We start from the raw sequence: 18914 nt of genomic DNA, 5'->3' as shown, positions 1-18914 counted from the left end.
GCATGACGATTACCGACGCCGAACTGGCAGAGATTGACGCACTGGTGGGTGGCCCCCCGGACCCCGGCACGGTGACCGCTGGCGAGCTGGCGGATTGGCTGGGCATTACCGCCAACCGCGTTTCAGCTCTGGCGCGTGATGGCACCATTCCCCGCGACGACGCGAAACGCTTTCCGCTCAAGGCTGCCGTCCGGGCCTATGCCGAGCACGCCCGTGCCGGGGCAATTGGCCGCCGGGCCGACTCCGAACTGTCGGCCGAGAAACTGCGGCTGGCGAAGGCGAACGCGGATAAGCTCGAACTGGCAAACGCCAAGGCCCGGGGCGAGCTGATCGCGGCGGCCGAGGTGGAACGCGCTTGGGCTGGCGTCCTGCGCGACGTACGGGCCGCCTTCCTCGCCCTGCCGAGCCGGGCCGCTGGCAAGCTCGGCCACCTGACCCCGCACGACCTGAAGACGCTGGACGCCGAGGTGCGCGACGTGCTCATGGAGCTGGCCGACGATGATTGACGCGCTGACCCGGACCCGCCGCAACGCTCTGGCGGCGCTGAGGCCCCCGCCGCGCCTGAGCCTGCCCGACTGGATCGAGTCCACCATGCGGCTGCCCGAGGGCGTCTCGGCCACGCCCGGCCGGGTGGGCCTCTGGCCCTATCAGCGCGGCATTGCCGAGGCTATCAGCGACCCGCTGATTGAGCGTGTGACGGTGGTCAAGCCGGTGCGCGTCGGGCTGACCACGCTGCTGTCCGGCACGGTGGCGTCCTACATCGCCAACGAACCCGCGCCGATCATGGTCTTGCAGCCGACCGAAGCCGACGCCCGCGACTACGTGGTGAGCGACCTTGAACCGATCTTCGCCGCCACGCCCGAGCTGAAGGGCTTGCTGGCGGCCGAGGCCGACGAAGCCGGGCGCAACACGCTCCTGTCCCGCCGGTTTCCGGGTGGCAGCCTGAAAGTCGTGGCTGCCAAGAGCCCCCGGAACCTGCGCCGCCACAATATCCGCGTCCTGCTGATAGATGAAGCCGACGCCATGGAGCCCGGGGCCGAGGGCTCGCCCCTGACGCTGGCGGAACGCCGCACTCTGAGCTTCCCCAATCGCAAGATCGTGCTGGGCAGCACGCCCACGCTGGAAGCCACCAGCAACGTGCTACGCAGCTACGCCACCAGCGACTCCCGCGTCTATGAGGTGCCTTGCCCCCATTGCGGCGGATTCCATGAAATCACGTGGGCAGACATTCAGTGGCCCGAGGGCGAGCCCCTGAAGGCCGCCTATGTCTGCCCGAGCTGCGACGGCGTGACGGAAGAGCGGCACAAGCCCGCCATGGTGGCCGCCGGGCGCTGGCGTATCACCCGGCCCGAGGTGGAAGGCCACGCGGGCTTTCGGCTCAATGCTCTGGTGTCCACGCTGGCGAACGCCTCTTGGGGCAAGATCGCGCAAGAGTTTCTGGAGTCGAAGGCCCACCCGGACAAGCTGCAAGTCTGGACGAATACGCTCATGGGCCAAGGCTGGCGCGAGGCGGCCGAAGAGATTGACGACGCCGCCTTGGCCGCCCGGGCCGAGCCCTTCGCGCTGCCCGACGCGATCCCGCCCGAGGTGCTATTCGTGACGGCCGGAATCGACGTGCAGCGCGACCGGCTGGAAATGGTTTTTCTTGGCTGGGGGCGCGATGAAATCTTTGTGCTCGGGCAATCCGTCATCTGGGGCGACCCGATGGGGGAAGACGTGTGGGCCGAGCTGGACGACGCTTTGCGCACCATCTGGAAGCACCCCAAGGGCGGCTTCCTGCGGGTGGACGCGGCCGGTATCGACGCGGGCGACGGCGTGACCATGGACCGAGTCCTGGGCTTTTGCCGCCCGCGCATGGCTCGGCGCATCTTCGCCGTGAAGGGGGCGTCCGGTGACCGCCAAGCGATCCGGGCCAGCGACACGCGGGGCGCGCGGCTCTTCATCGTGGGCGTGGACGGGCTCAAGGGGCAGCTAATCAACCGGCTGACCCGGGGCCGCTCTGTCCGCTTCAGCGACACGCTGGAAGGCCGGTTCTTTGAAGAGCTGGCGTCCGAACGGCTGGTGGTGCGCTATCGGCGCGGTGCCCCCGTCCGGCAATGGGAACGCACGCCCGGCCGCCGCGCAGAGTCGCTGGACTGCGTGATTTACGCCATGGCCGTGCGGGCGCTGGTGAACGCCAGCGTGGACCGCCGGGCCGAGGAGGTTGAGGCCGTGACGGTCGAAAAGAAACCCGCTACGGTGGTGCGGTCAAAGTGGCTTTTGGGCCGCTAGCTGGCATTGTACTTTGTTGAAAACGCAATATGCGTTCTTTTCACGAGCATTAGCAAAGTAAGGAAGAAGTGCGATACTAGACCAACTAGTATAGCGCCCTCTGCATGACCGGGAGCATTCATGACCATCATGGCAAGAAAAGCTACCAGTGAAAGACATGATAACAGGATTAGGTAAGAGACATTGAAGTTTACATCAGAGAAATATTTCCTGTCTCTTTCATACCTCGACTTCTCCCTTGCGTCGGTAGTGGCATCACCAGAAGAGGCGGGTGGTTGAGGTGAAAGGCCATAGAGCGCCATTTGTGCGCTGAAAAGTAGTGCGCCAAAGACGGAAAAAACCGCTATCAATGCAGTATTAATATCCTGAGGTAGCGGAAATGGGAAGAGATAGAAAGCCACGCCAAGCGCTACTGGGAGGCCGTAGAAAAACAGAAAATCGGTGTAAGACCGCTTTCCCGAGCGGTCGTTATAGAGAGTGCTCAGATGGTCAGAAATTATGACCAGTACATTTATTTTGAGCATCTTATCCTGCCACAATGTCGTTGAAGATCTTCTCGACTTCCTGCCGTATCGAAGCGAGGCGAGGCATCCCGTTCACTCCTCGGGAAACGTCCTCTGAAAGATCGAATTTTCCCGTGTTCCTGCTAATGCCCACGAGCGTCACCTTTCTGCGCTTGCCTCCGACCATAACATCAGCGGCTGCTTCATCGAACTCCGTGTCATTATAGCGCAAAACCTTGCTCTGCGCACTCGAAGCAATTCTCTTGGTAAAAGAATCCAAAATTCCCAAATTTGAACGACGCTTTGCACTAAACGAGACGCTCAAATCGACTATTTCGCCCTCTTCCACAAGCTGATTGTCTGCCGGGTCACTAGAGTAATCGTGTTTGGTCAAGTATAGGCGCTTAACCTCTGCGGTCTTGTATGAGGTTATTTGGGATGGTGCCACAGGCGTGAAAGTTATCCTATAGCCGCTATTGCTGTGCCTGAAGCCCGACTCCATGGCGATTTGAACGCGACCCACGCAGGACCTCTGCCCGAAAGTTTGGAAACCAATCAGCGCATAATTCCCAGAGTCAGGCACCCAAATTCGATAATAGAGTGGAATTATTTCAATATCTGAGACTTTTCTTCTGTATTGTGTTGTTCTCGTCTCCCGATCTACAATGTCAGTGGCATAACCTGAACTGCCGTACATTACCAGTCCATCGTAGGTGTCACCGGTGTCAATGTCCGGCACAAGATACCATGGTCGTGGTGCCTCGCCTTCCTCATACTCGGCCGATTTGTAGCGCTCCAAGAAGTGCGGCATGAACTTCTTTAGTCGAGCGCCGTCGCCCGTGGTGTCAAAGGGAATAACCTTGTGTTTTCTGGTCTTATACTTATGAATGGCGTAAATATGCAGGCCGATACTGTTATCCACGAGTTTCCCTCAGTTTTGCTCTCCCGCATCTCGTGTAAATCTTGTCAGTTTGTCAACCGCAAGACCGTTAGGCGAGACCGTACTCACGGTGCAGCCGGTCAATCTGTCGGTGCAGTTTAGACTGCTCTTCCGGGGGCATGTTCTCCACATCGCCCCATCGCTTCCACGCCGCCTCAATCAAGGCGTCCTGCTTTTTCTCGAACGCCTTTCGCCGCTGGCGGCCGGATCGCAACACGGCGTTTTCGCCCTTGCGATGAGAGCCGTTCATGGTTGCGAGCCCGGCAAGGCCGAGCCGTTTTTGGTAAAGCGCGTGCATCTGATTGTCCTATCTTGCGGGCGGCGGCCGGAGCGAGGGTTCCCCGGCCGCCTTTGGCACTGTCGTGACCCGCACTCCGCAACCGGGCCACGCCAGAACTTTTAGTTGATTCCGTCTTGCCATACAACTTAATTTTGAGTTATTGAGTCTTCAAGCTGTTTTGGAGACGAGCCCGTGTTCACCATCAAAGAAGCCACGACCTGTTTCGCGCGTATCGACGCGATTGCCGAAGAGAACCTGCCCGCGCTCGACAAGGCGCTGCGGAACCTGTCGCAACGACACTACCTTCCGCCCGCTGACCGTCGCGGCCGGGCGGACCTTTATCCCCTCCACACCATCTGCGCCCTGCGGATGCTTCAGATGGCAAGCGGTATCCTGTCTGACCGATGGGTGCTGGATACGTTCGCGCGCGACATGCAGAGCCAACCCACGGGACAGGCCCGCCGTGTCAAACTTGATGGCGGCGAGCGGCCCATGTCGCCTGTAGAAGAAGCCGTTCAGCGTGTGCGCGAAGGGCAGAGCTTCGACTTCAACCTGCACCTTCATCGCGACGGCCGTCTTGCATTCATAACCGACTGGCCCTCCGATGACGCGAGCGCGGCGGCCGTCGCTGACAAGGTGTTCTCTGAGGTTGAGACCGAAGAGCCCGTTGCGACTTTCACCGTTCATGCGTCCCGCTTGATTGCGGAGTTGCTGGTGGAGCTGGGAGGCTGATCGTGTCCCTGCTGTCGCGCCTCTTCACTATTCCTGCCCAAACCGTTCGGCCTCGGGCACGTCACACCCAGCGTGCAGGCTTTGACGCCGTGACGGGGGTGCATGGGCGGCGCGGCTCGGGGATGGGCATCTATCACCGGCACGGGACGGAAACGGTATTGTCCGGGCCAGTGCTGCGCGTCCGCGCCCGTCATTTGGCCGCAAACAACCCTTGGATTTCTCAAGCCGTGGCGAATTGGGTGGGCGCGCTGGCGGGCACGGGCATCAACCCGACGCCCCAGCACCGCGAAGCTGACACCCGGGCCGGGCTGGCGGGGCTCTGGACGCAATGGGGCGAAGAGGCCGACGCCGACGGCCGGACCGACGTATGGGGCCTTCAGGCCGAGATTGCCCGGTGCCTTGTCGTGGACGGCGAAGCCTTTGTGCAGCTCCTCGACACGCCCGAGGGGCCGCGCCTGCGCCTCTTGCCGCCCGAGCTGGTGGACGAGTCTCTGACCCGAGAACTGGCCGACGGCCGCTACATCGTCTCGGGCGTGGAGTTTGCCGCCGATGGCACCCGGGCCGCCTATTGGGTCTTGCCCGCCAAGCCCACCGATACATTCGCCACGTCCGCGTCGCCGGTCCGCATCCCGGCGGCGGAAATCCTTCATGTGTTCAAGCCGCTCGGCCCGGGGCAAGTCCGGGGCGTGTCGTGGCTGGCCCCCGTCATCCTGTCCGCGTCCGACTTCGACCAGCTCTGCGACGCCCTCTTGATGGGAGCCAAAGTGGCCGCAATGCACGCGGGCTTCCTGACCGACATGAACGGCACGGCGGGCGAGCCTTACGACGGCACCGAAGCGGGCGGCATCATGGAGTCCGGCCTTGAGCCCGGCACGCTGAAACGGCTGCCGTCGGGGCTGGACGTGAAATTCAACAGCCCGGCGCAGGCGCAAGAGCTGGGGGCCTTCCTGCGCCTCAACCTGCGCCAGCTCGCCGCCGGGCTCGGGCTGCCCTCGCACCTTCTGGACGGCGACCTGAGCGACGCGAACTATTCCAGCTTGCGCGCCGGGCTGCTGCCCTTTCGCCAGCGGTGCGAGCAAGTCCAGTATGGCGTTTTCGTGCCCCAGCTCCTCAACCCGATCTGGCGGCGCGTGGTGGCATGGGGCGTGCTGTCCGGGGCGCTGGACGCGCCCGACTACGAGTCCGATCCGCGCGCCTACCGGGCCGAGTGGCTGCCCCCGGCATGGCAGCAAGTGGACCCGCTGAAGGACACGCAAGCGACCGTGGCAGAGATTGAAGCCGGACTGACCAGCCGCCGCAAGGCCGTGGCCGCCCGGGGCTGGGCACTAGAAGACCTGGACTCGGAAATCGCTGCCGATGGCTGGCCCAAGGGGGCGAGCGAATGAAGCCCGACATTGCCAAGATCGTCCGCCAGTCCGCTGCCGACGTGCCGCACCCGGCCGATGCGCCTGAGCGGCTGACCATGGACCTGTCCCGCGCAAGCGTCATCCGCGACCCGCGAACGGGCAAGCTCATGGCCCGTGAAACCGAAGTGTTCCGCAAATGGAGGGCCTGCCTTGCCTCTTGACGATCCTCAACACCTGACGCGCTCGGCCGAAGTGCGGGTGAACTCTTTCGACCCGGAAACCCGGACGTTCTCGGCCGTCATCGCCACGGCTCACGCCGTCACGCGCCATGACGCGCAAGGGCCGTATCTGGAAATCCTGCCCCCGGACGCCTTCGATCTGGTGGCGCAAAACCTGCCCGTACTCGACTCGCACAACACCCGCACTGTGCGGGCCGTTCTGGGCAGAACCGTATCCATCCGGCGCGTGGACGCCGCCATTGAAGCCGACATGCGGCTTTCCTCTGCCGAAGATGTTGCCCCCGTCGGGCAACGGATCGCGGATGGAACCCTTTCCGGCGTCAGCATCGGTTACCGCGTCGCCGGATGGACCCTCGGGAAGCGCGGCGCAATGCGGACCAAGACCGCCAAGCGCATCACTCTTTCCGAAGTCACCCTGACCAGCAACCCCGCCGACCCGAACGCGGCCGTGCGGCATCAAGAGGAGGCCGACGTGCCGAAAGATACCCAAACGACCGACCGCGCCGCGCTGATCCAGCGTGTCCGGGCGGCCCACAATCTGCCCGAGGAATGGGCAACCCGTATGGAAGAGGCGGGCGAAGAGCTGACGGACGACGACGTGCGCGAGTCCGGCCGGGAAGAGGCCGTGACCGCCCGCGCCACCCGCACCGCGCCCACCATCCGCACGGCCGCGCCGCAGAACGAAGACCCGGCCGTCATCGCCACTCGCCAGACCGAAGCTCTGGCCTGCCGCATGGCTGGCGACGCCCCCAGCGACGAAGCCCGCGCCTACATGGGCCTTGGGCTGGAAGACCTCGCCCGCGACGCTCTGACCCGGGCGGGCGAGCGTGTGGGCATGATGGGCCGCGAAGAGCTTATGACGCGCGCCATGCACGGCACCAGCGACTTCCCCGAGCTGCTGACCGGCGCGGGCAACCGCGTGCTGACGAACGCCTATCAACGTGCTGAGTCGGTGCTGAAGACGCTGGCCCGCCAGCGCACGGCGTCGGACTTCCGCGCCCTGTCCATCCTGAAGGTGGCCGAGTTTTCCGGGCTTCAGAAGGTTTCGGAGCATGGTGAAATCAAGGCCATGACCACGGGCGAGACGAAGGAAGGCTATTCGCTCGAAACCTTCGGCGGAATGTTCAGCCTGACCCGCAAGGCGATCATCAACGACGATCTGGGGGCCTTCGGCCGCTGGGCCGAGATGATGGGCAGCGCGGCGGCCGAGACCGAAGCGGCGCAGCTCATTGGCCTTCTGACCGCGAACAGCGGCGGCGGCGTGAAGCTGTCGGACGGCAAGAACCTCTTCCACGCCGATCATGGCAACCTTTCCAGCACTGGCGATGGGCTGGGCGACGTGGGCGTGCAGGCCACGCTGGACGCCGCCCGGCTCGCCATGCGGACGCAGAAGGGCCTTGACGGCAAGACGCCGGTCAACGTCCGGCCCAAGTATCTGCTGGTGGGGCCGGAGTCCGAAAGCGCCGCCGAAAAGCTGCTGGCGAGCATCTACCCGGCCACGACCGACGACGTGAACGTCTACGCCACGAAGCTGTCGCTTCTGGTGGAGCCGCGTATCACCGGCCCGCAATGGTGGGTCTTCGGTGACCCGGCCACGGCCCCGGTGCTGGAATACGCCTACCTGTCCAGCGCGCCCGGGCCGCAGCTCGCCAGCCGCGACGGCTGGGAAACGCTCGGCCGGGAGTTTCGTGTGGTGCTCGACTTCGGCTGCGGTGCCGTGGATCACCGGGGCGCATACCGCAACGCCGGGGCCTGAGCATGGCCCTGACGCTCGCCCAGCTCACGGCCGCCCGTGACGCGCTCATGACGGCGCGGGCGAGCGGCGTGCGGCGCGTGCGGGACCAGAACGGCGAAGAGGTGGAATACCGCTCCGACACCGAAATGGCCCGCGCCCTTGCCGCGCTTGACGCTGAAATCTTGGCCGCCACCCGGCGGCCGCCTTCCACCATCCTCTTCAGAACCTCGAAAGGACTCTGACCATGGCGACGAACTACGTCCAACCGGGTGACACGCTCACCCTGACCGCGCCCGGGGCGATCACCTCTGGCAGCATCGTGCAAATCGGCGCACTGATCGGCGTGGCGGCTGGCGACGCCGCCAGCGGCGCGGACCTCGACCTTGTGACCGTCGGGTGCTTCACGCTGCCCAAGGTGTCCACCGACGCCGTGGCCGTGGGCGACGTGCTCTACTTCGACGCCGCGAATGGCGTGGTCACGACGGACGACGATACCGGCGCGAATGACCGCATCGGCGTGGCCGTCACGGCCGCCGCCAACCCGTCCGCATCCGTTGTCGTGCGGCTGGACGGCTGACCATCAAGCGGGCCTGACCAGCCCGGCAACCCGACGCAGCCCGTGAGCGTCCGTCCCGGGTATCCCGATGGACCTTCAACACCTTGAACGCCTGAAGGCGGCCCGCGCCAAGATCGCGCGCATGGTCATGGCCGAGCCCAAGAATCCGGCCTATGCCCTGCATTTCCGCCGGGCCGAAGCCGAAGTGGCCGACGCCGAAGCCCTCATGTCCGACGACATTCTGGCCCGCGCCCGGGCCGTCGCCGGTCAGAGTGCCACCTGCTGAACGACCTTCAGCAAATGCGCTAGGCTGGCCCCCTTGCCATAGCGTTCCCGGGTCAGGCGATGGCCGAACACGTCTCGCCTGATCCGGTCATCAACCCCCGCCGCAAGCATCCGGTCTTCAAAGCTATGGCGCAGGCTGTAGAGCACATGCTTGGGCGACTCCATGAGCCCGTTTGCCCGCAGATACTTGTTCACCGTGGCCGAGAGGCCCGGCTTGTCCTTGTAGCGCGGGAAGCCCTGCGGACATTCCTTGAACGCCTCTAGGCTCACCCCCGCCAGCGGTATGACGCGGCGGGCGTATTGGCTCTTGAGCTGGCGGCCGTTGGGCTCAATCGAGATATGCGGCACCTTGTGGTCCAGCCGGATCGTGGCGGCCGTGAGGGCCGCGCCTTCGCTCGGCCGGTATCCGGTGTTGACCATGCCAAGCACGATGCACCGGGCTTCCGTGTTGAGCCCGTCCAGCGCGCCCGGGGCCAAGAGCTTGTCGCGTATCCAATCCGTGGAGAACGGCGGCCGGGTTTGCGCTTCGCCTTCCTTCAGCGACAAGTCCGTGAGGGGTAGCACCAGCCCGAGCCGCTTCATGCGGTTCACGGTCTTCAGCACGTCGCCAAGGTGGATCAAGTCCTTGTTCGCGGAATTGGCCGTAAGCCCGTCCTCTTCCAGCTTCTCCATCCACCAGTCCCGGAAGGCCAGCATGTCGTCGCCGGTTATCTCGGCCAGCGGCTTGTCGCCCACTTGGGCAATGAAATTGGCCACGGCTTTCTTGCGCGGATTCTTCCAGCGGCGAAGCTGATCTTCGCTCTTGCCGCGCGACCTGTCGGCCGCAAGCCCCCAATACAATTCCAGCGCCCGGGTCACCGTGATAGGCGGCTCTTCCACGCCGCCAAAGAGCGCGGCCGCTTCCTTCATGTCCGGCTTGCCGTTGCGCTCTGGCACGGCTTCCACGCGCGCCAGCCACTCTTCGGTCGGCAGGGCCGACGCCTTGGTGGCTGGCAGGTAGCGGAAGCCCCGCACGGCCGCCAGCTCGCGCGCCGCCTCAAAGCGGCGTTCTGCGTCCGACGTGTCGCCTGCCAGCTTGGCTTCCCAGCCTTCAATGAGGTTCTGCCACAAGCCTTCCGCCTTGGTCCGGGCAACGGACGCGGAGTCGGTGTGCAGGCTGATTCCCACAATCTTGCGGTCCTCTACGGACCCGTAGCGAAGCGGCACGCGCTTGCGCAGATGGTAGGTGTTGCCCCGTCTGTAGATCGTCATCGGCTGAACCCCGTGCGAATGCCCCGTGGATCAGATTGTGCAACGTTATGTGTCACAAAGCAAGGCAAAAACGGCGGACGGCCCGCGTGCCTAAGTGCGATAATCTTTTATTTTCAAGTGTTTATGGGATTTTCGATTGCCGAAAAGTGGCGGAGAGGAAGGGATTCGAACCCTCGAGACGGTTTCCCGCCTACACACTTTCCAGGCGTGCGCCTTCGACCACTCGGCCACCTCTCCGTCGACCCCTTTAGCAAGGACCGGGCGCGGGCTGCAAGAGGCATTCCGACCGGTTGATGACATCAAGCCCGTCCAATACCGGAATGGGGCTTGCATCCGGGTCGTCCCTTGGTCCCACTGGCCGGAAAACGACGACAGGAGGGATCGAATGTTCGCCAAGGAGAAGCTGACCTATACCGCGCTGGACCTGCCGGACCGGATGGACATGAGCGATACGCGGATGGCCGAGGCGGCGCGGGCGTTCTACGACCACATGAAACGCCGCCACAGTGTGCGGGATTTCTGCGACCGTCCGGTCCCCCGCGACGTGATCGAAGATTGCATTCGCACGGCGGGGTCCGCGCCGTCGGGTGCAAACCATCAGCCGTGGCATTTCGTGGCGATCTCGAACTCGGCGATCAAGGCGCAAATCCGCGTCGCCGCCGAGGAAGAGGAGAAACGGTTTTACGACGGGGCGGCAGGCGACGAATGGTTGCAGGCGTTGGAACCCATCGGCACCGGGCCGGAAAAGCCGCATCTGGAGATTGCGCCGTGGTTAATCGTGGTCTTTGCCCAGCGTTACGGCGCGTTCGATGACGGCACCCGGTTCAAGAACTACTACGTGCCGGAAAGCGTGGGCATCGCCACCGGCTTTCTCTTGGCGGCGTTGCATCATGCCGGGCTGGTGTCGCTGACACACACGCCCAACCCGATGCGCTTTCTGAACGGGTTGCTGAAACGCCCGGATTCGGAAAAGCCGGTCATGATCATTGCCGTGGGCCACCCGTCTGATACAGCGACCGTGCCCGCCGTGGCCAAGATCAAGAAGCCGCTGGACGAGATCCTGACCGTGGCGGATTGATCCGCTGCCAGCGGATTAGCTGGACACCTGTTCGCGCAGGATCGAGGCGGTGAGCGAGATCATCAGGTAGATGCCGCCGAAGATGAGGAAAGCAAGGATCGTATTTTCGAACTTGCGCGGATAGCTGGGGTCTTCCGACGGGACGGGCACGACCGATGTCGTCAGGTAGCGAGCCTGGCTGTCGGCATCGCGGCGGGCCTGTTCCAGTCGTTCCAGCGCCGTTTGCAGCATCAGGTCGCGCGTGGCCAGATCCGCCTCGGCCAGCTTGATCTGAACCGCCACTTCGGCCAGGGAATCCTTGCCAGTGGTGGCGGTGGTCATCTCGTTGTTGAGGCGTACCAACAGCGCCTCAAGCCGGCGAATGTCACCTTCGGTGCCGTCCACCTTGGCGCTGTTCGGCCGGGAGTTGTCCAAAAGCGCCTGCAACTGAAGCTGTTTTTCCTGAAGTTGCAGTTCATAAGTGTTGATCTGCGAGCGGAGCGCCGCGATGCGCCCCTCGGGGTCGACCACGTTGCCCTCTTGCTGCATGCGGACCAGCTTTTCCTGTGCCTCGCGGCGCGCAGCCTCGGCATCGGCAAGTCCCTCTTGCGCATCTTTGACGGCGTTCGAGCGTTTGCGGAAAGACAGGTTGTCCACCCGTTCCTCGGCATATCCGATCAGCGCGCGAGAGAAATCGGCGGCGACCTCCGGGTCGGCCGCCATGACTTCCATTTTGATCACACCCTCGGTCGGATCATAGCCGATCTGGACATGCCGCTTGTAAAGGGCATAGGCCTCTTCGTTGGTGGGTTCGGCGTCCAGCCGCTGGATCGGGTCGATGAAGCCTTGAGTGAAATGCGATTTGAATCCCTCATCCTGATCCAGTCGCAACATGGCGTCCTTGGACGTCAGGTAGGATTGCACAGCAATCGCGTCCTGATTGGTCGCAAATTGTGTACCTGAGAACAGCGATCCCATGGCGCCACCGGAATTCTCGGCCTTGAGGATCAGGAACTCGGACTTGGTCGAATACATGGGCGTCGCAACGGCGTAGAAGTAATATCCGGCCAAAACCGTCGGCAGCAGGACAAAGGCGGCCAGCCGCATAAGCAGCAGCAGCATTTTCTTGCGACGTCGCGCGGCCAGTTCGCGTTGAATTTGCAGGATCTCGGCAGCGCGCCGCTCTGCCGGGCTGATGGTTTCGGTCGAGGGCAGTTGGGCTTTTTCGACCTTCACGGTCTGCGGCAGCTGAATCTTCGGCTCGGGCCGGGACGGCTGAGGCTGGGCGCGCGAATCCGGTTCGGCCTGCACCAGTTCTAACATGTTGGTGCGTTGAAACGGATCGATCCCGCGTTCGCGGAGCAGCCGAACGGCATCGAAATCCGAGGTCGGCTCCAGCCCGTGTTTGTTTGCCACGCGCCGAGCCATGCGCAACTGGCGTCCTGTCAATCCTTCGGCGCGGATCGAGTCCAGATCCGTTTCGCCCGCGACCTCGCGGGCAGAGGACACTTCGCCGCTCTGGGCCTTGGCGGTGTCGCCCGTGTTCGAGAATTGCGGACGGCCGGTTGCTGCGGCCTGTGTCGGTTGTTGCGGGACAGGCGAAGATGGCGGCGGGGACTGTGGCTGAACCGGCGGGCGTCCTTCATCCGCGGTGTCGGGCGTCATCGTCGGAGAGCGCCGGATGCGAAACTTCTTAGCCTTGGGTTTCATAGTCATAGAGCCGCTTCGCTTCTTCAAGGGTGTCGAACATATGCATCTTGCCGTCCATCAGGACGGCCGCCTTGCGGGCAAATTTTTCCAGCACCTTTGGTTGGTGGCTGACAATGATGATCGTCGTGGTCCGCAGCCGTTCGGCCAGAATGTCGCCGGCGCGTTTGTTGAACCCCGCATCGGTCGAGTTTGGCATGCCTTCGTCGATCAGGTACATGTCGAAATCCAGCGCCAGCATCAGCGAAAAAGTGAACCGCGCCCGCATCCCGGATGAATAGGTGCCGATCGGCTGGTCGAAATATTCCTTCAGATCGCAAAGCCAGCGGCAGAAGGATTCCACGTAATCGGGATCCAATCCATAGAGTTTGGCGATGAAACGGGCGTTTTCCTTCGCCGAGATCTTGGAGACCACGCCGCCCATGAAACCCAGCGGGAATGACACACGGCAGCCGCGCCGGATTTCTCCCTCATCGGGTTTTTCCAGTCCGGCCATCATCTTGATGACGGTTGATTTGCCGGTGCCGTTCGGGGCCAAGATTCCAAGGGATTCCCCAAGGTCGACACGAAAAGAAACCCGGTCAAGGATCACCTTGCGCTGGGCCCCTGTCCAGAAGGACTTGCTGACCATGTCGAACTCTAACATCTGGGTGCCCTGGTTGTGCCTTGGATCCCTTGTGAACTGGTGTATGGGACAACTAGGTAGATAATTTGTTCACATTATGGCGGGTTGGCGAAACAAAAACAAACCGGGCCTCGATTGAGGCCCGGCTTTGCAACAGTTAATCAAGATATTCAGGCGATGAGCCCCCAGGCCATGCCCGCCACCAATGCTCCGATCAGCGCCCAGCCCAGATAGGCGGCAAAAATACGGGGTTTGACCAGCGCCCAGACGGCGATTGCCGCGGGAATGCAGCTGACGCCGCCGGCAACCACAAAGCTCATTGCCGCGCCCGGGGCCATGCCTTGGGCCAGCAGCGCATCAATCAGCGGGACAGCGGCGTAGCCGTTCAGATAGGCCGGTGCACCGACCAGCGCGCCCAACAGGATCGGCATAAAGCCAGTGCCGCCCAACACGCCGGCGATCATGTCCGCCGGGACGTAGTGGATCATCAGCGCTTCGATCACATAGGCCAGTGTCAGCCATTTCAGCAGAAAAATGGCGTTGTCCATCGCGCTGTCGCGGAAGGTCGCAGTGCGATCAGCTTCTTTCCAGAACTGCCACACCGGTTTGCCTTGAAAGGGTTTCTTCACGCCACAGCAGCCACCCACCTGCGGTTTTTCACGCAGTGGGTCACGAAACACGGCGCTGTCGGCAAAGGCGCGCGTGCCAAAACCTCCCAGCAATCCCAAGCCGACGGCGGCACCCGCCTTGGCCACTGCAAACCCCCATCCCAGAGTGCCAGCGGTGATCAGGAACATGGCCGGATCCATCAGCGGCGAGGCCAGCCAGAACGCCATGACCGCCGACAAAGGCGCGCCGACAGCCAGCAGGGCGGCAATGAAAGGGATCACTTCGCAGGAACAGAAGGGCGATAACCCGCCCAGCAAGGCCGCAAAGACGATCATGCGCGTTTCACGCCCTTCAAAAGCCTTGGCCAGCAAAGTTTCGGCCCCGGTCGCCTTCATGTAGGCCACCGCCAGAACCGCAAAAAGAATAAAGGGTGCCGTACCCAGAAGCGCATCGGCGGCGAATCGCAGGGTTTCGCCAAATTGAGGCCAGTCCAGCAGGGCAACAAGCGCCAGTAGCGCGGCACTGGCAAGCCAGACCTTGGAGATCTGCGGCAGGCGACGCGACGCTGTTGTGGTGGTATCAGCCATGGTCAATGTCCTTGTGGCATGTGGTGGCATCCGCGCAGCATTGACGCAGAAGATATTCTGAAAGGGCCTCGACCTCGGAATAGTCGGCAGCCGCACAGATGGTGGACCGTCCCTGCCGCGCCTGTGTCACAAGGCCAGCGGCAGAAAGGATTTTCAGGTGGTGCGTCAGGGTGGAGCCGGTGATGCCGGTCCGATCTCCCAGCGCTCCGATGCTAAGCCCTTCGCGACCGGCACGGACAAGGGCATGAAGCACCTGAAGGCGTTGTTCGGACCCAAGGGCTGCGAATTTCGATGCAGCCACTTCGACGGAGAGGGGGCGGGAATCATTCATTTTCATATTTCTAGACTTGTCGAAATGATTGGCTCTGGCAAGCATTATTTCTAGACTTGTCGAAATGTGGCGCGCGCGGTGATGCGCGCCCTGTCGCCTGGCGCGTCTCACGGGTAAGTTCCCGACAATGGACAAGTTGTTGCAAGAGATCCGCGCCTGCCGCCTCTGCACCGATCGCTTTGCGGCCACCGAAACGGCGCATCAACCACGGCCCGTGCTGCGGGCGTCCGGCAGTGCCCGGTTGCTGATTGCCGGGCAGGCACCGGGTATGAAGGTGCACCACTCGGGGATGCCGTTCACCGATCCGTCCGGAGACCGCTTGCGTGACTGGATGGGGATCGATGGCGAAACCTTCTATGATGATCGCCGCGTCGCAATCGTTCCGATGGGGTTTTGCTTTCCCGGGTATCGCAAGGGATCGGATTTGCCGCCACCGCCTATCTGCGCGCGGACATGGCGGAAACAGGTCATGCAGGCCTTGCCAAACATCGGCCTGACGCTGTTGATCGGTGGTTATGCGCAGAAATGGCATCTGGGCCATAAGGCCGGTGTGACAGAAACGGTTGCCCGTTGGCGCGACTTTTCGCCCGCCGCGATCCCCTTGCCGCATCCCTCTTGGCGCAATACCGCATGGATGAAACGCAATCCCTGGTTCGAGGCCGAACTTTTGCCGGTCTTGCGAACACGTGTCGCGGAGGTGCTGCAATGACCGAAGACATCCTGACGGAACTGGATCGCGCCCATGCCGCGATGGAAGCCGCGCCCGAAGACGATGCCGCGCGCCTGCGGTTCTATGACCGTCTGGCCACGTCCGAGCTGTTCCTGATGCTGACCGAAGAGCCGCGTGGAGACAATATTGCGCCCGAGCTGTTCGACCTTGGCGATGCGCGGTTTGTTCTGGGGTTCGATCGTGAGGACAGGCTGTCAGGCTTTGCTGGCCGTGTCGTACCCTATGCCGCGCTGTCGGGGCGCGCGCTGGCTGGGATGCTGGCCGGACAGGGCATTGGACTGGCGCTCAACCTTGAGGTTGCTCCCTCGCAGATCCTCCTGCCGCCCGAGGCGCTGGCCTGGTTGGCGGAAACCCTTGGGCAGGGGCCGCAACAAGCCGAGGCCCGCCCTGTCGAGGTGCGCACGCCGCGTGTGCCGGAAAGTCTTGTGACCGCGCTGGATGCCCGTCTGGCGACGGGGGCCGGGCTGGCCCGCAAGGCCTATTTGGCCGAAGTGGTCTATGAGGACGGGTCACGCGGCCATCTGCTTGGCCTGACCGGCGCTGTGCCGGGGGCGGAACATGCGCTGGCGGGGGCGATCAACGAGGCGCTGGTCTTTTCCGGACTGGAAGCCGGGGCGCTGGACGTAACCTTTTTGTCGGACAGCGACAGCCTGACTGCGGAACTGGCCCGCGTTGCCCTGCGGTTCGACCTTCCCGAGCCGCAGGCGCCCAACCGCGTCGAGCGGTTGGCTCCGGGGGCGGACCCCGAAAAGCCGCCGATCCTGCGCTAGGCTATTGCCTGAGGCTGTCCCGAAAGGTGGGCAGCGTGTCGCCGGGGTCCGGTCGCGCCTCCCAAACGCCGCGGGCGATGGCCCGCGCGAGGCACAGGCTGGCGGCATGTCCGATCATGGTGATCTGGACACCTGCCTCATCGACCGGGCGTGCGCCTGTGGCTGCGGCAAAAACAAGGTCCCCGTCCATTGGCGAATGCGCGGGCAGGATGGCTCGCGCGATCCCGTCATGGGCCGCCACGGCCACACGCTGACATTGTGCCTTGGAAAGGGCGGCATCGGTGGCAACGATCGCAATGGTCGTATTGCCCTGTGAGGCCATGGCCGCGGCCTTGCGACTTGGCGGCAGGGCCAATCCCGGCGCGAGGTCGGGACCAAGCGCGCCGTATTCGCCATCAACCTCGAAAGGGGCCGCCCAGAAATGGCGACCCGAGGGCGTGGTTACGCTGCCCATCGGGTTTACCGCGACAAGGGCGCCGACGGTGGTTCCATCGTCCAGCACAAGGCTGGCCGAGCCCAGCCCGCCCTTGTGTTGCGCAGTTTGGGCGCCGATGCCCGCGCCTGCGCTGCCGATGCTGAAATCGCTTGCTGCGGCGGTCAGAGCTTCGCGGCCAAGCCGGGGGTAGGGATTTTCATCCCATGTCTTGTCGCCGCCATTCAGCAGATCGAACAGGATGGCCGAAGGGACGATGGGCACGCGCGCGGAAAGCACCTCCAGCCCGCGACCCTGCGCGTGCAGCGCATCCATGACTCCCTGTGCGGCGGCAAGGCCAAAGGCGCTGCCGCCCGACAGGACCAGTGCGTCCACCGCCTGCACCGATTTGTCGGGGGCCAAAAGGTCTGTCTCGCGGGTGCCGGGGGCCCCGCCCATGACCGCGACAGAGGCGGCAAAAGGGGCATCCGAGGTGAGCACCGTCGTCCCGGACTTGATCCGCGGGCACTGGGCGTTCCCGACCCGCAGGCCGGGCACATCGGTGATGAGATTCTTTGGTCCGGGTCGCATGGCGGGACAGTGGCCATGGGCCGGAAGAATGGCAAGGGGCGGCGCGTAAAGGGGAAGGGCCTGACGTGGCCCTTCCCGATCAGCGATCAGGCGGCGCGCGGGGCCTTGCCGGGTTTGCGAGCCAGCTTGTTCGACACAGCTTTGCCCGCGATCACCGGGTCTTTCCCGGCGTTGCTATTGGCGGTGGCCAACACCTTGACCTTTTCCTTCTTGGGTTTCTTTGCTTCGCGGTTGCCGCGGTTCTTTTCCTTGGACATGGCGGTTCCTCTTTCGACACGTAGACCGGCACGCAGGGCCGGAGGGGGCAACGCTCAGAGGGGGCAGGGTTGCTTGGCGAAGGGCCAAGGCGATGACACCGATGAGGCATCTTGCGGGATGCGATGGAAGATGTGTGTTGGGTTTTGCGGCGCACAAGAGGGTTCAACGGGGGCGGTGAAAATAATCTTTGGAGCACCTGCAACGGCGCGTATCTGCGCGCTTTGAAGCGCTTTCAGGGGTCAGTGGCGGGCAGATGGATGGGGTTGAGAGCAGTTGCCTCGCACCCAAGTGATCCCGGCGTCGCACATGTCCTGAAATTCCGGATAGAAGATCTGGTCGATCGGCGCGTTGTGCATGGCTGCCACGACAAAATCCCCGCTGGCGCCCATTTCGGCGGCATAGTTGCGAACCAGCCCGTAGAATTCATGGTCCAGCGGCAGGGCCGTGCCGGCAACGGACATCTGGTGAAACCCAAGCCGGAAATCCCAATCGTTGATGACGCGCTGTGTGCCGCCAAGATAGGCCAGCGGACAGGCCGAGGCGCAAGTGGCGTACAGATCGGTTTCCAGACCGAGGGCGCGGATCAGCTTGCCCGTCTGGACGGCTTCGCCAACTGACCCGCCGCGACTGCCAAACATGACCCTGCGGATGTCGTGCCCCTGTATGAAGGATTGGAATTCGTCAAAGAAACCGGCTTCGATGTCACCAAGAACGTATAGGGTTGCGCCATCGACCCGGAACGTGGCCCGTGTGTTCCAATCTGCGGCCACCAGCCCGGCGGGAATGCCCAGCTTTCCGTCACAGGTGAGGTTCCAGGTTTCCAGCCGCTGGTCGTCGGACAGGTCAAGGATCAGGCTAGCCTGATGGGCCCATTTCGCCTTGGCCAGCGCGTGCAGGCTTATGTCGTAGGCATTGCCGGGATCGGGATCATCTGCCGGATTCGGGCCATACAGGCTCAGATGATAGGAAAGGTCGCCCGCGTTAAGCATTTCGCCAAGGATCAGGCATTTGATCTCGGCTACATCGGCCCGCCTGTCGAGGCTGCCCAGCATGGGCGCGCCTTTCTCGTTTGCCAGCTGTTCAAGCCGGGCGGCATCAG

Annotated in this window: 22 protein-coding genes and 1 tRNA gene; 12 read left to right on the top strand and 11 right to left on the bottom strand. The window is 63.3% G+C overall.

Features of this window, described 5'->3' with window-relative positions:
* Window positions 1–2 precede the first annotated feature (2 nt).
* Together KJP30_RS10580 and KJP30_RS10575 are read left to right on the top strand one after the other, a co-directional pair.
* Window positions 3–506: a DNA packaging protein gene (locus KJP30_RS10580; protein WP_218449102.1), complete on the top strand. Its 504-nt coding sequence runs from the start codon at window positions 3–5 to the stop codon at window positions 504–506.
* Entirely contained in the window at window positions 499–2271 is a 1773-nt protein-coding gene (locus KJP30_RS10575; protein ID WP_218449101.1) for a phage terminase large subunit family protein, read from the top strand. The genes KJP30_RS10580 and KJP30_RS10575 overlap by 8 nt, the downstream gene beginning before the upstream one ends.
* A 525-nt stretch (window positions 2272–2796) precedes the next feature.
* Here the strand turns inward: KJP30_RS10575 and KJP30_RS10570 are convergent.
* Entirely contained in the window at window positions 2797–3696 is a 900-nt protein-coding gene (locus KJP30_RS10570; protein ID WP_218449100.1) for a hypothetical protein, read from the bottom strand.
* A 67-nt stretch (window positions 3697–3763) separates the two neighbouring features.
* Window positions 3764–4012, bottom strand: coding sequence for a hypothetical protein (locus KJP30_RS10565; protein ID WP_218449099.1), 249 nt, complete (start codon window positions 4010–4012; stop codon window positions 3764–3766).
* A 174-nt stretch (window positions 4013–4186) separates the two neighbouring features.
* On the opposite strand from KJP30_RS10565, the gene KJP30_RS10560 reads away from it, so the two are divergent.
* The 7 genes from KJP30_RS10560 (at window position 4187) to KJP30_RS10530 (ending at window position 8888) form a co-directional block, all read left to right on the top strand.
* Window positions 4187–4726, top strand: coding sequence for a hypothetical protein (locus KJP30_RS10560; protein WP_218449098.1), 540 nt, complete (start codon window positions 4187–4189; stop codon window positions 4724–4726).
* A gap of 2 nt (window positions 4727–4728) precedes the next feature.
* The gene (locus KJP30_RS10555; protein ID WP_343222761.1) at window positions 4729–6111 is read left to right on the top strand and encodes a phage portal protein; all 1383 of its coding nucleotides are present in this window, start codon (window positions 4729–4731) and stop codon (window positions 6109–6111) included.
* A complete protein-coding gene (locus tag KJP30_RS10550; protein ID WP_218449097.1) occupies window positions 6108–6293 on the top strand; it encodes a hypothetical protein in 186 nt (61 codons plus the stop codon). Before KJP30_RS10555 ends, KJP30_RS10550 begins: the two co-directional genes overlap by 4 nt.
* Complete coding sequence (locus KJP30_RS10545; protein ID WP_218449096.1) at window positions 6283–8067, top strand: prohead protease/major capsid protein fusion protein; 1785 nt, start codon at window positions 6283–6285, stop codon at window positions 8065–8067. The genes KJP30_RS10550 and KJP30_RS10545 overlap by 11 nt, the downstream gene beginning before the upstream one ends.
* Before the next feature lie 2 nt (window positions 8068–8069).
* Window positions 8070–8288 carry a phage head-tail joining protein gene (locus tag KJP30_RS10540; protein ID WP_218449095.1) on the top strand — a complete coding sequence of 73 codons (219 nt, stop codon included), beginning with the start codon at window positions 8070–8072 and terminating at the stop codon, window positions 8286–8288.
* A 2-nt stretch (window positions 8289–8290) separates the two neighbouring features.
* Complete coding sequence (locus KJP30_RS10535) at window positions 8291–8623, top strand: DUF2190 family protein (RefSeq protein ID WP_218449094.1); 333 nt, start codon at window positions 8291–8293, stop codon at window positions 8621–8623.
* Between the two features lie 67 nt (window positions 8624–8690).
* Window positions 8691–8888: a hypothetical protein gene (locus KJP30_RS10530; protein WP_218449093.1), complete on the top strand. Its 198-nt coding sequence runs from the start codon at window positions 8691–8693 to the stop codon at window positions 8886–8888.
* On the opposite strand, the gene KJP30_RS10525 is transcribed toward KJP30_RS10530, so the two are convergent.
* Both KJP30_RS10525 and KJP30_RS10520 read right to left on the bottom strand, forming a co-directional pair.
* Window positions 8870–10138 carry a DUF6538 domain-containing protein gene (locus tag KJP30_RS10525; RefSeq protein WP_218449092.1) on the bottom strand — a complete coding sequence of 423 codons (1269 nt, stop codon included), beginning with the start codon at window positions 10136–10138 and terminating at the stop codon, window positions 8870–8872. The two genes, KJP30_RS10530 and KJP30_RS10525, sit on opposite strands and share 19 nt — an antisense overlap.
* Before the next feature lie 147 nt (window positions 10139–10285).
* A tRNA-Ser gene (locus KJP30_RS10520) sits at window positions 10286–10375 on the bottom strand.
* Between the two features lie 148 nt (window positions 10376–10523).
* On the opposite strand from KJP30_RS10520, the gene KJP30_RS10515 reads away from it, so the two are divergent.
* A complete protein-coding gene (locus KJP30_RS10515) occupies window positions 10524–11216 on the top strand; it encodes a nitroreductase family protein (protein WP_218449091.1) in 693 nt (230 codons plus the stop codon).
* A 15-nt stretch (window positions 11217–11231) separates the two neighbouring features.
* Here KJP30_RS10515 and KJP30_RS10510 read toward each other — a convergent pair whose 3' ends face one another.
* The 4 genes from KJP30_RS10510 to KJP30_RS10495 form a co-directional block, all read right to left on the bottom strand.
* On the bottom strand, window positions 11232–12911 hold the full coding sequence (locus tag KJP30_RS10510) for a KpsE/RkpR family capsule polysaccharide export protein (RefSeq protein WP_218449090.1): 1680 nt from the start codon (window positions 12909–12911) through the stop codon (window positions 11232–11234).
* Window positions 12889–13548 carry an ABC transporter ATP-binding protein gene (locus KJP30_RS10505; RefSeq protein WP_218449089.1) on the bottom strand — a complete coding sequence of 220 codons (660 nt, stop codon included), beginning with the start codon at window positions 13546–13548 and terminating at the stop codon, window positions 12889–12891. The genes KJP30_RS10510 and KJP30_RS10505 overlap by 23 nt, the downstream gene beginning before the upstream one ends.
* Window positions 13549–13697: 149 nt before the next feature.
* Window positions 13698–14723, bottom strand: coding sequence for a permease (locus KJP30_RS10500; protein ID WP_218449088.1), 1026 nt, complete (start codon window positions 14721–14723; stop codon window positions 13698–13700).
* Window positions 14716–15060 (bottom strand): ArsR/SmtB family transcription factor, encoded by a 345-nt coding sequence (locus tag KJP30_RS10495; RefSeq protein ID WP_218449087.1) that lies wholly within the window; start codon window positions 15058–15060, stop codon window positions 14716–14718. Before KJP30_RS10495 ends, KJP30_RS10500 begins: the two co-directional genes overlap by 8 nt.
* A 121-nt stretch (window positions 15061–15181) precedes the next feature.
* Here KJP30_RS10495 and KJP30_RS10490 point away from each other — a divergent pair, with 121 nt between their 5' ends.
* Together KJP30_RS10490 and KJP30_RS10485 are read left to right on the top strand one after the other, a co-directional pair.
* Window positions 15182–15763, top strand: coding sequence for a uracil-DNA glycosylase family protein (locus tag KJP30_RS10490; RefSeq protein WP_218449086.1), 582 nt, complete (start codon window positions 15182–15184; stop codon window positions 15761–15763).
* Window positions 15760–16554 carry an SseB family protein gene (locus KJP30_RS10485; RefSeq protein WP_218449085.1) on the top strand — a complete coding sequence of 265 codons (795 nt, stop codon included), beginning with the start codon at window positions 15760–15762 and terminating at the stop codon, window positions 16552–16554. The genes KJP30_RS10490 and KJP30_RS10485 overlap by 4 nt, the downstream gene beginning before the upstream one ends.
* 1 nt (window position 16555) lies before the next feature.
* On the opposite strand, the gene KJP30_RS10480 is transcribed toward KJP30_RS10485, so the two are convergent.
* From KJP30_RS10480 to KJP30_RS10470, 3 genes are all read right to left on the bottom strand, one after another.
* Complete coding sequence (locus KJP30_RS10480) at window positions 16556–17557, bottom strand: P1 family peptidase (RefSeq protein ID WP_218449084.1); 1002 nt, start codon at window positions 17555–17557, stop codon at window positions 16556–16558.
* Between the two features lie 86 nt (window positions 17558–17643).
* Window positions 17644–17814 (bottom strand): hypothetical protein, encoded by a 171-nt coding sequence (locus KJP30_RS10475; protein ID WP_218449083.1) that lies wholly within the window; start codon window positions 17812–17814, stop codon window positions 17644–17646.
* Between the two features lie 240 nt (window positions 17815–18054).
* Window positions 18055–18867 (bottom strand): hypothetical protein, encoded by an 813-nt coding sequence (locus KJP30_RS10470; protein ID WP_218449082.1) that lies wholly within the window; start codon window positions 18865–18867, stop codon window positions 18055–18057.
* Window positions 18868–18914 lie beyond the last annotated feature (47 nt).

Origin of the sequence: Antarctobacter sediminis, assembly GCF_019218285.1 — a bacterium.
Taxonomy (GTDB): domain Bacteria; phylum Pseudomonadota; class Alphaproteobacteria; order Rhodobacterales; family Rhodobacteraceae; genus Antarctobacter; species Antarctobacter sediminis.
The sequence above is the reverse complement of the archived record's forward strand: the minus strand, read 5'-3'. Positions and strand labels throughout refer to the sequence as shown.

Coding starts and splice junctions, on each gene's coding strand:
- KJP30_RS10580 (WP_218449102.1), top strand. CDS start 3: ATGACGATTACCGACGCCGAACTGGCAGAGATTGACGCACTGGTGGGT.
- KJP30_RS10575 (WP_218449101.1), top strand. CDS start 499: ATGATTGACGCGCTGACCCGGACCCGCCGCAACGCTCTGGCGGCGCTG.
- KJP30_RS10565 (WP_218449099.1), bottom strand. CDS start 4,012: ATGCACGCGCTTTACCAAAAACGGCTCGGCCTTGCCGGGCTCGCAACC.
- KJP30_RS10550 (WP_218449097.1), top strand. CDS start 6,108: ATGAAGCCCGACATTGCCAAGATCGTCCGCCAGTCCGCTGCCGACGTG.
- KJP30_RS10540 (WP_218449095.1), top strand. CDS start 8,070: ATGGCCCTGACGCTCGCCCAGCTCACGGCCGCCCGTGACGCGCTCATG.
- KJP30_RS10535 (WP_218449094.1), top strand. CDS start 8,291: ATGGCGACGAACTACGTCCAACCGGGTGACACGCTCACCCTGACCGCG.
- KJP30_RS10530 (WP_218449093.1), top strand. CDS start 8,691: ATGGACCTTCAACACCTTGAACGCCTGAAGGCGGCCCGCGCCAAGATC.
- KJP30_RS10525 (WP_218449092.1), bottom strand. CDS start 10,138: ATGACGATCTACAGACGGGGCAACACCTACCATCTGCGCAAGCGCGTG.
- KJP30_RS10515 (WP_218449091.1), top strand. CDS start 10,524: ATGTTCGCCAAGGAGAAGCTGACCTATACCGCGCTGGACCTGCCGGAC.
- KJP30_RS10510 (WP_218449090.1), bottom strand. CDS start 12,911: ATGACTATGAAACCCAAGGCTAAGAAGTTTCGCATCCGGCGCTCTCCG.
- KJP30_RS10505 (WP_218449089.1), bottom strand. CDS start 13,548: ATGTTAGAGTTCGACATGGTCAGCAAGTCCTTCTGGACAGGGGCCCAG.
- KJP30_RS10500 (WP_218449088.1), bottom strand. CDS start 14,723: ATGGCTGATACCACCACAACAGCGTCGCGTCGCCTGCCGCAGATCTCC.
- KJP30_RS10495 (WP_218449087.1), bottom strand. CDS start 15,060: ATGAAAATGAATGATTCCCGCCCCCTCTCCGTCGAAGTGGCTGCATCG.
- KJP30_RS10490 (WP_218449086.1), top strand. CDS start 15,182: ATGGACAAGTTGTTGCAAGAGATCCGCGCCTGCCGCCTCTGCACCGAT.
- KJP30_RS10485 (WP_218449085.1), top strand. CDS start 15,760: ATGACCGAAGACATCCTGACGGAACTGGATCGCGCCCATGCCGCGATG.
- KJP30_RS10480 (WP_218449084.1), bottom strand. CDS start 17,557: ATGCGACCCGGACCAAAGAATCTCATCACCGATGTGCCCGGCCTGCGG.
- KJP30_RS10475 (WP_218449083.1), bottom strand. CDS start 17,814: ATGTCCAAGGAAAAGAACCGCGGCAACCGCGAAGCAAAGAAACCCAAG.
- KJP30_RS10470 (WP_218449082.1), bottom strand. CDS start 18,867: ATGCTGGGCAGCCTCGACAGGCGGGCCGATGTAGCCGAGATCAAATGC.